3 protein-coding genes are annotated in these 15,779 nt (G+C 48.5%); all 3 read right to left on the bottom strand.

The window, feature by feature from the left end:
• Positions 1-41: 41 nt before the first annotated feature.
• The 3 genes from NBH06_RS10755 to NBH06_RS10745 are packed head-to-tail and all read right to left on the bottom strand — an operon-like array spanning position 42 to position 15,734.
• Positions 42-13,721, bottom strand: coding sequence for a choice-of-anchor Q domain-containing protein (locus tag NBH06_RS10755; protein WP_250794276.1), 13,680 nt, complete (start codon positions 13,719-13,721; stop codon positions 42-44).
• A 17-nt stretch (positions 13,722-13,738) separates the two neighbouring features.
• Positions 13,739-14,716, bottom strand: coding sequence for a hypothetical protein (locus NBH06_RS10750; RefSeq protein WP_250794274.1), 978 nt, complete (start codon positions 14,714-14,716; stop codon positions 13,739-13,741).
• Between the two features lie 55 nt (positions 14,717-14,771).
• Positions 14,772-15,734 carry a FimB/Mfa2 family fimbrial subunit gene (locus NBH06_RS10745; RefSeq protein WP_008861413.1) on the bottom strand — a complete coding sequence of 321 codons (963 nt, stop codon included), beginning with the start codon at positions 15,732-15,734 and terminating at the stop codon, positions 14,772-14,774.
• Positions 15,735-15,779 lie beyond the last annotated feature (45 nt).

Raw genomic sequence — 15,779 nt, 5'->3', positions numbered from 1 at the left:
AGCAGGCCTTTCACCAACGATAAGTGTCGCCAACTCAAAAGCTATTTCACTACCACTTTCCCCTTAACTAAACTACTTCCTTCGATACGTATCATATAAACTCCCGATTCGAGTTCAAATTCCTCACTTTCCCCATAGGCTTTGCGACTCGCTCTCTGACGCCCGAGCGTATCGTAAATACCTATACTTTCGCCACCTTGCAAATTAACGATTCGCAATTGTCGTTTTCCCGGGGAATAGAATGTAGGCTGCTGCATTTCATCGGAAAGAGTTTTAAAGGATAGAGAGAAACGTCCCGTTTCCATCGCTCGATCATCTACCGTAAAACTATACGGCGCATGTTTCAAGTCCACTTTCCGCCCCGTCGATCTATCAGTAAGAACCACAGCATCATAACGATCATATTCCGAATCTTCGGTCAACGATATTTCATAAATTCCCGATTCGCCGGTATAGATACCCACCGGAGTTTCCCCTTCGATATCGGCCGTTTGAGTATGAGCAAATCGGACTCCCTTTTCATTGTAGACATAAATCTGCGGAATCCTCGGGTCGAAACTCATCATTTTCAACGCATCGTTTCCCATATCGAAATTCATGGGTTCTCCGTACACATTATCGGCAACAACCGATACATAGTCGCAACCCGCCGATAAATTACTCCCCGAAATTTTCAACTGTACACCGTGAGGAGCCGGCAACGTATTCAACGGGATAACAGGCTTGGCAAACAGAAGTTCCTCCGATTCCTTCACCGTAGCAGTCTGCGTGAATACCGCTGAGAAAGGAGCAATCGTGTTTCCTTCCCACGAATTTATCGAAACAAAACGGCTGGCCTCCGGGTCATAAGTATAGAGTATATGGTCGATACTCATTCTTTCGGTAGTATAAGAGCACAAATAAGGCACACCGAAAAGATTCCAACCCATATTCTCTTTATACGTAAAATGAGGACTGCCATCGACCAGAGTCTTCAAATTATGCTGTTTCAACAAAATGCTTTTCCCTTCTTCTGCCGATTCTTCATAAACAGGCAATGCCGATGAAGATTTCGAGAAACGCACAGTCACCGCATCCGAAGCAGAAGGAGTCGCCATCAGATAACCGACATTCGCGCCCATCTGGTTATTTTCAAACGCCCAATACTTACTATTCTGAGGAGCAACTACGCTATACAAATCTTCGGCTCGCTTAGCCCCGTCATACTCGTATAAATATAAACGGTTATTGTCGTCCCCCGATTCATCTCCGGCCTGTATAGCCTCTACCGGCAAACCGTCTATCGTAACGCCGTTCAACATCGTACCGTTCCCGACTTCAAGGGAGAATGGCAGACTCACCATATCCCAAGAAGCTGTCGTATCATTAATAAGCGGTTTCAAATCACGCTCTATGGCCAGATTATAAAGCGATACGGCATGCTCTCCTGTCCGCAAACCCGCAGCATGGTGAAGCAACAAATAGGACGGTGCGAAATCTTTCGTAAGGGCATCGGTCAGCCTCACTTCACTTTCCTTGCCGACATAGACGACGCTTCCCGCATGAGGATAATAATTATCGCTCACGTTGACAACCTTCTGCGGAGTCGTATTCCAAGTTTCGAAACAACCGTAATCCGGGCGAATTACTTCACCTTCCCCATGAAACTTATCGGTAAACAGCCGCACATTACCCAGCACATCGCAATCGGTAGACAGATCGATAATATCGGTATATTCCTTACCATTCCTGATCTTAGGCACTGTATATCCACCGATAGTCGTCACCGGATTTCCTTCATGGTCTACACCTGTTTCCTGTAAAGCTCCTATTCCAAACAAGACTGCATCTTTCTGGTCGGATAGCTGATAACGCAAATGTGTATCATCGGTAATATAATCCCCGACATAAAGCGGACTATACGCATTCCCCGACACCGAGGTCACCTCTCCGTTTATCGTATTGATTATCTTTCCCGTGCCGCCGATTTGTGCTCCCTCGCCAGGGGCTGTCACATGAATGGCTGCCGCATGCTCGTCCAATACGACAGCGGCGCTGCCTTCTTTCACCGTATTGTCATGCACCAAAACATTGTAGAGCAGCCCGTCCGTTTCCACCACAGCACCGTCGGGGTTCACATTATTATATATGACACTATTGACGATGGCGAACGAGTCGGCGACGATCACCGCCGGGCTGTTTTTGCTTCCCGTTATATGAAAGCCATTCAGTTCCGCCCAATTCTCCACAATCGTCCCAGCGGCACGGTCATTGTCCGAACGCACGACAGGAACCCCTTCCGCCTCTACCGAAAGGATACTTTCCGGTGCATTCTTTTCCAACAAGCCGGGACGTTGGGTCAGCTTCGTTTCGTTGGTTCCCCGGAATCCGCCATAAACTTTCACATTTGCCATCCACTGTAAAGTCGTAGGCAAAACGTAGTCTCCGCCGGCTACCCACACCGTACCATAAGTTCCGCTCTCTTCCGGGTCTCCCGAATAGTATGCCGAATAAATGGCTTCCTGTAAATCACCCATAGCATCGTCCCAACTGGAACCCAATCCGAATCCGTTAGGCTTCACATATAAATTAGGATAGAACAACCGTTGGTACTCATAAGCACCTATATCTATGCTGTTACCGGCTATACGACGATTGCCTCCGGCATCCACGAACATAACTCTCGCCAGCGAATCGCCGGGAGCCACAGGCTCTTCTACCGAACCGAACGGATAATACGCAAATAAATCGGTGTACCATTTATCGTTTTCCGCTTTATTATATGAGTCGCCTGTCATGTATCGATACCCCGTATTGATCAGTTTACGTCCCGGACGTATGTTATACTTTTTGTCCAACGGAGTCGCTTCATCGGGAGCTTCGAAACGGGGACCGTACGACATATCCTCATTGTCGGAACTTAATGTTTTATTGATATTGGCAGCCTTATCGCCCAATACGACACCTGCGGAACTATTCCAATAAACATACTCGGCATTCGGCTGCTCTGCCGTCGCATCGTCCACCTGAACCGCATTGCTGTACAGGGTCGCATTCTGCACATCTATCTGGTTGTTCAAATCTCCGACAGTAGGAACAGCCGAAGTATAATTCCTCCAAAATATATTGTTATAGATCTGCAAAGGTTCGGCGACAAGCGCTCCACGTGCGTACAATCCGCCTTTGGAGTTATCGGCTATCGTGTTGCTGACAATGTTGCCCGTCCCGTTCAAAGCAAGCCCCCAAGCCTTGTTGGAATGAAGCACGGTATTATATATATTGCCTTTATTCAGATACACAGCCGCACCTTTTTCTCCGGCAGCCGTATTATCGACAAACACGCTGTTCCGAATCGTCGTACTGCCATTGGCTGCATACACGGCCGCACCGGTCGAACCCTCGCCTGTCGCATCGGCCGCATTTCCACCGACAAAAGTAAAGCCCTCTATGTTTACAGGAGCCAACGCCCCGTTTTCCCCGGCCGTATCCATCGACTCGTCTATATAAACGAGGTGTTTCGAATCGTTTCGATTTCCTCTGATATAAGTCGGGTACAATATAGGATCACGCAAATTATCCATAGCGACATCGGTCCCCGTGATGTTGTTGGGATATCCGCCCCTCAATGTCAAACTCTTGGTCGAGTATTCCAGATTTCCCACATCGGGTTTCTCCAAAACGAACGAATAACCGCTTGTCCCGTCTTGCAGGAACGGCACATAGTCGCCCGAAGCAATCTTGATATATTTATCTTTTTTATTGGGACTGAGCAACAGTACCTGAATAGCCTGATGAATGTTAGACGTAGCCCTTTCCCACGTTTCTCCGTTGTTTTCTTTATCCGAAACTGCTTCGGAACTCTTCACATACAGTATATTACCGCCGAAAGGAGTCAACGATACCGTTTCATATTCATAAGCCCCTATATCGATCGTCCCCTCTTTCCACTCTTTCACATCGATCATATCTACACCGTCTTTCTTAATAATGTGATATGTATCGGGTTCTTTGGTAATACGCCATTTACTGTTCAGCGTATCCGGCACATTCTCGCGTCCCGACACTTCCTGCACGGCATAATATCCCTTGCCGGAACCATCGAGTACGACAGGTTCCGTTGTAATTGTCGTGCTCTTCACCGAACCGTCGGGATTCATTTCGATAACCGTATTCAGTCGACGTGTACCGCCATTCGTACCCCGGTTAACCAGCGTCGAGAGCGAAGGCAGAGAGAAATCGGCAGAAGCGAAATAATTTCCCGCTCCGGCATAATCGCTGGGAAATCCGAACCGAGGCCCCATAACCGCTTCATTAGCCCGATCCAGAAAGACCTCGAAATTTCCTGCATCTTCATCGACATCGGCTGCCGAAGTAATAATTTCCCAATGATCTGCATTGATACGTTCGGCATCGTCATTCCCCCAGATAACCGTATTGGTAAGATTATTACCGGCTGTCGAAGCCGAATAAACGGTACTACCCGATGTTACATCGCCCGACACATTCTCGGCATAGGCATTACGCACGATCGTATTGTTGATTAACTGCGATGTCGAACCGGATTCGGCATAATAGGCCGAGCCCGTTGATGCCGTATTGTTGTAAATCACCGTATTGACGATGAGCGACTTCCCGCCTTCCCGCAGATAGACCGCACCTCCCGATTTACCGGGAGCCTCGTTCCCGCCCAATATAGAACCATAGATCTCTATATCGCTGGCATACACGGCTCCTCCCCCGAAATCGGCCGTATTGAGCAACAATTGGCAATTGCGCAAAGCAATCGGAGCCAAAGCACATAAAGCCCCGCCTCCATGATCGGTACACGACGAGTTACCTTTTACCATCTTTATTCCATCAAGTACAACCCTGCGAGTAGCCTCCGAGTCTTCATAATAAGCCACATGCGAATTACCGGAACCGCCGCCTATATCGCCCGAAAGAATCGTTTCATTAGCGTACTCGAAATCTTCGAGCAAGCCGTTCCCGTTCCAATCTTGACGAGGTCGCTCGCTCAAAAATGCCTCCCCTTCGTAATACTGGTCCGATGAAGGCATAGCCTGAGTTTCTTCTTCCGTAACGATATTAATATCCAACTCCGAAACCGTATTCCCCGACTGATTCTTATTGTCTATCGTTATATCGCTAATTTCCACGGTATATGCAGCTTCTCCACCGAAATAAGGATGAACAGAGACGAGCGAAAGCATATCGCCATTGGACAATGTATTTTCCTCATCAGTAATCTCTACGGAGGAAGCACCGTTATATACCAATCCGGTCTTTAAATCCACCGTCAGGTTGTACTCTCCATTACTAACTCTTCCATTTATAAGCAAAGACTTTCTTACACCGGCTGTCGAATATAACTGTATACGCAACCTGCCGTCCTCGTTCCCTTTACTCAAATCGGTAAAACGTATCGTTGCATGCAAATACCGATTACTCGGGTTTGTTCTTTCGTATTTCACTGCCTGTGGAAAACGGAAATAAGCACCTAATGATGGATTAAAATAATTATACCACCATAAAACACGTTCCCTCTTGTTTGTTAATACGACACCGTCGTTCCCCGAAACTATAATAGATGCCCAATTAGAACTTGGACAATAATGCATACCGTATGCTCCTGCCGAATTTCCGGCAGCATAATAATCGGAGACATTGGAAGAATATGTATTCGATTTTTCCGCTTGCGAAAGATTATTCAAACTCACCGAGGCATCATAAGGAACACCCGTAGAAGTCTGATGAAGAATATCGGTATCGAGAATTTCCATCGATACCGTTGTGGAATTCTTGCGATTATCGATCGTAGCGCTATACAACTTCACACCGGCCGGTAATCCCGAGACGCGAACAGCCTCGATGACCGGAGCTGTCGCCCAATCGGTATTTCCGATAGCCAGATAGCGCAAATCGTAAATATACTCGGTGGTGCTGTCGGTGGCGATGACCGGCAATTCCAGCTCATGAGGGAGTTGGAAGCCATTGACCGTCACAACAGGAGATGACGGTGACTTCTCATCGGTCGTGAAATGCAAGAACCACGAAGAGGGTTCGTCCTCCAATGCCTTTACCTCTGGATAAAAGGTAATCTCTCCATCGCCGCCCAATGTATAGGAATAGTCTTCTTTGTTCCATACACCGGTGGCATCGACACGCTTCGAGGGTTCCACTTTAAACGATTCTATCCAACTCTCGTAATAAGGTAAGTTACTGCCCCGGAATCCTCCGTATATCGATGAATATCTGTTAAGAATAAAAGAAGTTCCCCAATTATCCTCTTTCACCGAAGTTTTCGGGTTATACGTTCCCTTCGAGACCCATATCTCGCACCGGCGAGTATCCTTATTCGGATCGTGTTCGAAATTGGCATCATTCCCGAAATAATCGAGAGCTTGCTGTATATCGCCCAAAGCGTTTCGCCAACTGCGGCCGTTCGCCAACCCCTGTGCCGTTTGCGACACATACAACCGGTAGATTCCGTCTGCCCCCTTTTCGGCTTCGGTATCTCCCGCAGGGTCGATAACAAATATCCCGTCATAAGCAAAAGCTCCTATCTCGAAATAATCCCGCAAAGAAGAACCCTCTTTATAAAAACGATTCGTTCCGAGCAAATCGAGTCGAGAAACATGCAATGCCTCCATGAGCGGAGAGCCCGGCTGCTCGGCTCCGATACCGGCACGAATCAACGCCGATACACGTTTCAAAGTAAAATCGAGGTTATCGGGGTCGGTAAAACCGGGAGCATTCAAGCCCACTATGGTCGATGTATTCTCATTCGTACTCGTCAACGCCATGTTTCCGAAACCCACGACTTTGATACCTTCGACCGCACAATGATTAAAGATATAGTTTTGATACCGCACGCCCGTAAAGGTCGTATCGACCTGCTGGGACATGTTTCCGTATATATTTTTTCCGTTACCGGAATCGTTCATCCAGAATACAGAATTGATGATAATCGGCTTCACGCCTATCGATATACCACCACCGGATCCATTGTTCACAGTCGTGTTATCGACCACCGTACAATTTACGACCATCGAAGAGTCGTCGGCATAAATACCTCCGCCATTGGCTCCCACGTTATTATAAACTATCGAACCGGTAATCCGGCCGCCCGGAGCTAAGTAAACTCCTCCACCCTTATCGGAAGCGGCACAGTTGAAAACGGCACAATTTTGCAACAATCCGTTCGACGTAACCTTAACGCCGCCACCCGACTGCCACTCTTCGTCAGACGGGTGATTGGCATTTCCATAAACGATATAAACACCGTTGAGCAAAGCTATTTCGGGGTTGGGATCGTCGTAATAAGCTGCACCCTCGGCAGGCATCGTGGCGTTGTCTTTATGCTGCTTCATGCCGAACGTTACGACACGATAGGCGCTTTCTTCTGTCGAACTACCGATCATACCGTTGAAAAAAGTCCTGTTCAAACGCATATTACGTCCGTCCACAGTCTCGTCGTCAGAGATTCCAGCAAACCCTCCATACACTTCTATTCCGGCCGGAATAATAAACGAAGCGGTACGAGGCTGATCGGGAAGAACGACATCGGTAGGATAATAAGTGCCTTTCGCAATCCTCACTTGAATGCGAGTAATATCTCTATATCGACCCGATGCGTACGTTTCCTTATTGTGAATAATATAACCTGCCCAGTTGAGAGCTTTTTGTAATTTCGCTTCGCAAGCGGCGTTCGCCCACGACGAACCGTCTACCGTACCGTTAGCCGCCTTCGTCACATAAATAACTCCCACCTGTTCTCCGTCGATAGTCTTGATAGCGGGCATAATCGGCTCGCTTTGGTCTATTTCGTATGCCCCTATATCGATAGAACAGTCTTTAAAACGGTCGGTATAGTCCATATCGGTCTCGGGTAATGTAATCCCTTCGGGACTATTATTCCCGGCATTGATACAGGGTGAAGTGCCCTGTAAACGATAGTCGTTATTTTCTTTATTTCCCGACGAACGATCCACGAATTGCGGAACTTGATTGATAATGTTGTCTTGCGTCAAGTTAGCGCCAGAGACTCCCGATATAGAACCCGAGGGATAACAACAATGCGAAGTTCTCAACACTACATTGCTATGAGCCTGTACCTGAGACGAGCCCGAATTATTATAAATAATGGTATTGTAAATATTGGCCGCACCATCGGCAAACCAATAACCGCAATAAATGGCTGCACCGCTACCGGAGTTGTCGGCAATCGTATTGTTATAAAAATCGGCTACTTCAATATAAACGGCCTGACCGTTGGAATTACCGCCAGATACGGAATTACCGGCAAATACGCAATTGTACAACGTACCGTAACGCATGTAAACACCCCCGCCGTATTGTTCTCCGTAATCGCTCCCCAATGCAGGCATATCGTTATTGAAAAACGAACAATTGGAAAATGTTCCGTCGTTACAAAATGCACCTCCGCCGCGACTACGGGATGCTACATTATAATTGTTTCTGATAATACAGTTTTCGAGCCGTCCATTTTTCCGCAAGGCTACCCCGGCACCGCCATCTTTTCCGTGACGTATTCGAGTTCGACCGTTTTGTATTATAAATCCGTCCCATATAGTCTCGATAACAAATGGATTCAACGCCACATTATTAGTCTCGGTCGAAGCCTGTCCCTGCGAACCCGCTTCCAAACGACCTCCGTCCTCATAATACGGGAAGGGTTGGGTAAGTACCCTACGAACTTTATTCGCATTGTCGTACCGACTGTTCAATTCATAGAACTGACTCGTCGATCCACCGGCATCCATATCGAAATAAGGAGCATACCCATCAAGCGAAGTAACAGCATTCGCCTCGGCGGTAGTCATCGTCTGTATAATCGTATTGTAGATGCGGGGATTACGCTCGTCCTTCCCCGGTGTTCCTATCTCGGGAAATCCGCCGTACACCTGTACGGCATCCCGCATAAAGAATCCCCGCCGACTCGTATATTCCCCTTTGGCTACCCACACTTCGACCAAAGCCGTCGTATCGACACCAACAGGTATTTGTACCGATGCGCTACGACCGTTCGTTTGATTGTATGTATAATCTGTATAATTCAATGTCTCATAAGCGATCCGCCCGCTTCCGTCCTTTTTCAACGATGCCTTGTAAGCCTCGTTGACAGCATACTGCAAACCGGTAATATAGTCGGTAGCATCTCGGCTGTCGTATTCGATTTGATCATAAGGCAGGCCATCGTCGAATCCATACCACGCATTTCCATTGATAGCGTTCGCCCACGAAGAACCGTCTCCCGTACCGAAATAAGAGGTTTGAGGAGAAGAGGCCGTACCGGCAGGCCCGCTACGCACGTAAAGAACCGAACCGACAGGATTCAGACAAGTAGCCTCATAAGCTCCTATATCGGGGGCTCCACCCACAGCGAAATTATGCCCCGTAATATCGGCATCAAGAACCAAATCCGGATCATCAACTATACTTTCGTCACCTGCAATCACCAACGGAGATTTACAAGTAGGTTCGAATCGAGCCGGACCTCCCAATGGCGTATCGTATCCGCTCGATATAGCCCCCACGTTCCGAGTAGAATTGACGAACGACGGGTACATAGGATCACCCTGAACGATGCTCAACTGCATGTTTTCACTCCATAGATTCCACTCCTCTGGTGCATATTGGATAGCATTGTTACGAATATCGAGCATAGTGGCCGACCCCGTAATTTGTACATCTTCGGGAGCGATAGTCCCGGTCGAAGTATTTCCCCACAAAACCGAGTTATAAAGTCTCAGTTGCCCATCCACCGCACAAATGCCCGGGTCATTGTTATGTATAATCGTACAGTGATTGAGACGAGCATCGTTTGTAAGAGTTATTGCCGAATAAAAGGATCCGCTCGACAATCCCGTATTGGTATTATTATTCACCACCGTATTGGTCATTACCAATTTTTTCGTCGTACCCAACATAACGATTCCGGCTCCGTTCGTTGCGACATTATTCTCGATCATGCAATTGCGGATATGCAATGTGCCATATTCGTGCAACACACCACCCCCGGTCTTGATAGCAGAAGAACCGGTCGATGCATCTCCGTTGACGATATGAAATCCGTCGAGAATGGCTTCTCCGTCGTCAGACATAGTCACCACATGATAAAGGTTCCCTCCGGCCAACGTACCGTCGAACACCGTACGGAAATCCACCGGATTACGTATCGGTTCGGCGACATCGCTCCCTGTCGGGACAAACGTCTGTCCGGGAACCGTAGAGCCTTCCGTACCTTCCAATTTGGAATTGAAACCGCCATACAAGGAAACGCCTCCTCGCAAAACGACCGACGAAGTGCGACGGTCACTACCGATGGCTTTCCATACCGGATTTATCGTCCCCTCCTTCACCCATATCTCACGAGGGCAACCGGGATATTCGGTATCCGGGAGTCCCGCCAAATATTCGATAGCCGAGTTCCCCGATATAATCGGAGATTCCCAAGACTCGCCCGAAAGGTCCGTATTGACCGACGGGTCGACAAAAATAACCAGTTTCTTTACACCGTTATCCTCTATGACACTATACTGCAAAGACGGACGATCGGAAGCGAAAGCACCTAAGACACGAGGCTCGACGAACGCTTTGCTAAGAATATCGGTCATCGCGACATAAAACTGTGTTTTCACCGGAGCATATCTGACATACGGAGCCTCGGATTGGCTGCCTCCTTTTCTTTGTAGGGCAGAAAATTCGGATGGAACCCAACGCTGTACGTCATAAATAGTTCGCAACGCATTGTCGAGCGTTTGAGTGCCCTCGACATCGGCAGCTGTCGTCTGGTACACGCCGGCCTCATTGTTGATAACGTCGACATTGCCGACTCTTACATTGGTAAAATCAGGGAACCTGAAATCATAAGCGATAGAAGAACGTCCTTTTGAATTTTGATCGGACAAGGCATACGTTTTTTGAGTTACAGTATTCACGCCCCAAATCGTATTGGAAAGATTTTGCAGCGCCGTATTATAAACCTGTATCGAAGCCGGCACATTCGATTCGGCCGTCTTTCCGTTTTTCCCGTAAAATTGCCGAGTATGTTCGAGGGTCGCATTTCCCCAAAGAACCGAATTATAGACTATGCCATATCCATCGACGATCATACCGCCCGAATTTCCTTCTTGGTCGGAAGCCACCGCCGAACAATAGTTCTTAACCACCGTAGAGGAAGAAAGCCCTCCCAACTTATCAAAATAGACCGCTCCCGCATCGGACGAAGAGGTATTGTTGGAAACGAGCGTGTTCACCAAGACGCCCCGGTACATATCGTCTAACGATTCTTCGTATGCAGGATTGTTATACTCCGCCTCATCGACATACACACCGCCGCCCACGCGAGCCGTATTGTTGGTTATCACCGTTCTGAAAACGGTTCCGTTCCCCAATATGTACACGCCGCCGCCCAATCCGTTGCGCACCTGCACTCCGGGCGAAGCATTGCGAAAGACCATGCTGTTCACCAACATTCCGCCGTTATTCATCATCACCCCGCCACCGCGAGTCAAGGCAAAGTTTTGATAAATGATACAATTCGACACGACTCCGTTCTCGGTCAAATAGATTCCACCGCCCATACGGGTCGATTCTCCGCGCTCGCCATAGTCGGCGCAACCGCCCGTAACCACGACACCGTCGAGAGTCGTCTCCACGGGAAGCGGCTTTGCCGTAACGGCTTCGTACTTCGTGGTTCTTTCGTTAAATCCCTCGGAAGCGAACCATACCACATGGTAGGAGTTGCGCCCGTAATATTGCTCCCATTTCTTCTCTCCGGCATTCCAACGCCAACCTTTCTGCGAATCGTCGTTCCGGTCGACATCTCCGCTGAATATCGTACGATTGGCAAACGCCCATTGAACATCGAGATGGTCCGGGTCGCGGGGACGAGTCGTGCTGTTGTTTATCCCTTCGTCGCCGGTTTGTCCCCGGAATCCTCCGTAAACCGAGATACCGCTACGCATGATGAAAGAACGATGCCTTTCCGTACGGCCCCTTATACCCGACTCATCGGTAAATGCTGCCGTGGGGTAATACGTTCCACCGGCGACCCACACCTCTCCCACTACATTCCGGGCATATAGTTGATCGATCGCCATCTGCACATCTTGCACGGCCAAACGCCATGTACTTCCGTCCCGGACTTCACCGTCGGCAAGAGGCGGTTCGTCGGGCGAAAGCTGACGAACATACAATATATTTCTGCCCGAAACCGGCTGATATTGATAAGCTCCTATATCCAGCGTCTTACTGACTATCCTCGGCTTCCCGGCAATGTCGTAAGAAACATCGGTCCCGTAATACGTGTTCAACGTCGTCATCCAAGAACCCTCGGCTTTCGACAGGAGCACAGAATTTTGACGCAACAAAAACGAAACGCCCAAATCGGCATACACAGGCTCCAATATAGCCCCTATCTGAGTCGTAGGATTGATAAAATTGGGCACAGAACCCGTATGGTCATTATAAGGCAACAACGAAATATTATCGTTGCCTTTCGTTTCGTCCCAATCGACGATCGCACAATTCGAGACACGGTCGACAAGAGCATCGAATCCCTTCAATCCCGCATGGTTCAACGGGTTGATACTCCATATAACCGAGTTGGATACGCTGATCGAAGAACCCGCCACATCGGTATCGGCCGGACGACCTATACCATACAACTGGTTGTTGACAATCGTATTATTGACAATCGAGGTCTCATCGTATACACAAATACCGCCCCCGTTATTATTGTAAACGACATTGTCGAAAACGACTCCTGCTTCGGAATAGATACCGCCTCCATATCCGAACCCGTCGCGACGGAATGCCGAATTGGATACCAACACCGAGTTATAGACAAAACACGGTTGGGAGTCCGAACCGCTATTCTTATGCATATAAACGGCTCCTCCTTTCGAGGCAAAATTAAAATAGAACAGGCATCGCTGTATGCCGCAACCGATACCGTCGAGCGATACACCTCCGCCGCGCCCCGAATTACCGTCTCCATCGGCAGAGCCCCCGACAATAGTTATCCCGTCGAGCATCACGTCCACACTCGACGGATCGAAAGTAACTACCGTATGGAGATTGTCTGTCCGGGTGGTATTCTGGGTCGGGTCGAGCGAAGAGAACATGTTATCCGTACCGACTACATCGTTTCTCAATCGGTCGCCCGATAAAATAGTCTGGTTCTTCAACGCCCACGGCTCCTGCCGGTCGCCCGAATAGACATTGCCGTATTCTCTCTCTTCGAGACTGTTCTCCCCCTCATAGACCAAAGCTCCTAAATCGTCGAACACTTGCCCGCGAAAACCGCCGTAAACAACGACCTGATTTCCTTTCAAGACGAACGAGGCACTCTGTTCATCGCCGGGAAGGAGTGGTTCGGTCGGGACATAAGTACCCGCCGCAATCCATATCTGCAATGTAGAGTTAATAGCATTCCATGTATCGGTAGAACGAAGAATCATTTGCAAATCGGAACCCTTAGCAGCATTCGCCCACGAAGAACCGTCGAACGTACCGGCTCCTTCGGGGGAAACATATATGCGTCGCAAATTGAAGGCCGGTTGAGCCGGCTGGATATTCGACTGAGCCTCTACCGGTAAGCTCGTCAGCGACAACAGAAACAATAGCAGCAATCCCGCCGAATATCCCATGCGTTTCGACACATCGGAAACACGGCCTGCAAAATCAATAATTTCTCTATTTCTTCCGTTCAACATAACCTATAATTCCTTTTCTATATCGAAGCTGTCCATCGATAATTATATTCCGTTTGCGTAAATCCCACCACATCGAACCGCAGCAAATAATACGGCGCAACCGCCAAGTCCTCGGGGGTATCGACGTGTATGTTATAAGTAGTCATCTTTACATAAGTGTCTGCATATACGCTCTGCACGACCAGCTCTATATCGAGCGTACCGCTATCGTAGAGATAACAGTCGTATCGCCCGTTAATCCATGCCGATTGACCCGGTCCCGAATTACCGGTAAGGCTGACCACGTGATCGACGACGGGGTCATTCGACCTCACGGCAAAGAATTTTCCCTCTTTGGGTACATTTTTCAACTTCAATGAAACGACTTTCGCCGACGTACAGTCCCCATGTTCTTTCTGTCCGGCTGGCTTGGCGTTGTAATTGGATATAGCCGTCCCTATATTGTACATAATATCGACCTTAGAAGCCACCAACCCGGCATCGATAACTCCCGAATGCTTCATTTGAACCAATTCGAGGTCGAGCAAAGTACCGGCATATAAATCGCGCGAAGGCGTGGCGATCGTCGTCAACGCCATCACCTCGTCTTCCGTCGACAAGGCATCCCATTCGTAGTGCCTGCCGGCATTGACGATAGCATAAAACGAGGCGGTGCACTTCGGCACGTCTATGGCTTGAAACTCATAATAGGCCGTGCTTTCGGGCAGCTCTATATAATAATGTTCCATGTAAGCGGCAGCGCCGTTTTTAGGCTCTACATACATGAACAGGTTGATATTTTCGATGGCATCCGGCATCTCCGGCGATGTCCCGGGGTCTCCCGGAAGCCCCACCGCTCTCGAAATTTCCCGGCCGGTGTATATACTCAACGTCACGCTCGCCGTCTCCTGCGGTTCCGACGGACTGCCGGGCTGCAACGAGTTCTCGCCTCCACAGCCGCCGAGCAACCATGTAGCGAACAAAAGTGCCATTATCGCATATCTCTGTTTCAACATCAAAGCTCCTATTCGATTAAACCTATATTCGACAATCTGCCCGCATGCGGGAATATTATATATCCACATCGATATCTCCTCCCGGCTTCCAGTCGATAGTCACCGCCACAGTCGCCTGCACATTGTGACCGATATCTATACTGCCGTCGTCCCTCACCACACCGTATATTTCTATACACTCTCCGGCGGGAAGCGGCTCGGTCAGATTGATCGTATTTCGTGTTATTTTATCTCCTATGGTAACGTAAACATCGGTATTCCAGATAGCATTTTCCTCCGATGGGTTACGATTCAAAGACTTCGCTCCTGCTCTCGCCTCATTCCTCGACGGGAACGAAACAGCTTCGAAAAGCGCCAGTCCGTTTTCATCTTTCCCCGCTTCATTCATCTGTACGACAACGGGGCGGTCGTACTCATAAAGACTGTCGTTACACAAAAAACCGGTTGCGGTTTCATTGACATATCCCTCTACCCGTTTTACCGGGACGACGGGATCGGTTCCATAACTGAGGTGTAACCTCGTCTTGGAAATACAAGGCGTCAAAACTACCTCGATAAACTGATTTCTGTCCGCTATCGTAAATCGTTCCCTCCCGACATACAGTTCCGAAACATGCGAAGATACCGTATCGGCCGCCGACTCATAAGACAATTTATAACGATCGGACGCGACACCGAGGTCGGAACATTTCACACAACTCGCCTGCGAAATATTGGCAATGGCAAAATGGTGATAATCGTTTGCAGGCAGGGTAATAGCGTAGATATTGTTCGACGGCATTCGTTCCCGCTCTACATACTCATGATAAGCGAGCGATTTGTTACCGTCATAAAAATGCATATTGAGATTCTCCATTCTACCCGAAAATGCCTGTGTATGGGTAGACAGTTCTATTCTATATCTGACGGTGAAATTGTTGCAATCGGACATGTTGTCGTCGATGCAACCGCTCGATAACGGCAGCAACGCGAAAAAGATTCCCCCGACAACCCATCTTTGCCAATCACCTGTTTTCATTTTCTCGATATTTATTTTTTTGAGGAAATATCTCCGGCGAATCGA

The organism is Barnesiella sp. B2-R-119 (genome assembly GCF_023656675.1).
In the GTDB taxonomy this organism is placed as follows: domain Bacteria; phylum Bacteroidota; class Bacteroidia; order Bacteroidales; family Barnesiellaceae; genus Barnesiella; species Barnesiella intestinihominis.
Note: the sequence above shows the minus strand (reverse complement) of the source record. Positions and strands in the feature narration are given on the sequence as shown.

What these genes read in the sequence shown, in the direction of transcription:
- NBH06_RS10755 (WP_250794276.1), bottom strand. Translation starts at nt 13,721, where the DNA reads ATGTTGAACGGAAGAAATAGAGAAATTATTGATTTTGCAGGCCGTGTT.
- NBH06_RS10750 (WP_250794274.1), bottom strand. Translation starts at nt 14,716, where the DNA reads ATGTTGAAACAGAGATATGCGATAATGGCACTTTTGTTCGCTACATGG.
- NBH06_RS10745 (WP_008861413.1), bottom strand. Translation starts at nt 15,734, where the DNA reads ATGAAAACAGGTGATTGGCAAAGATGGGTTGTCGGGGGAATCTTTTTC.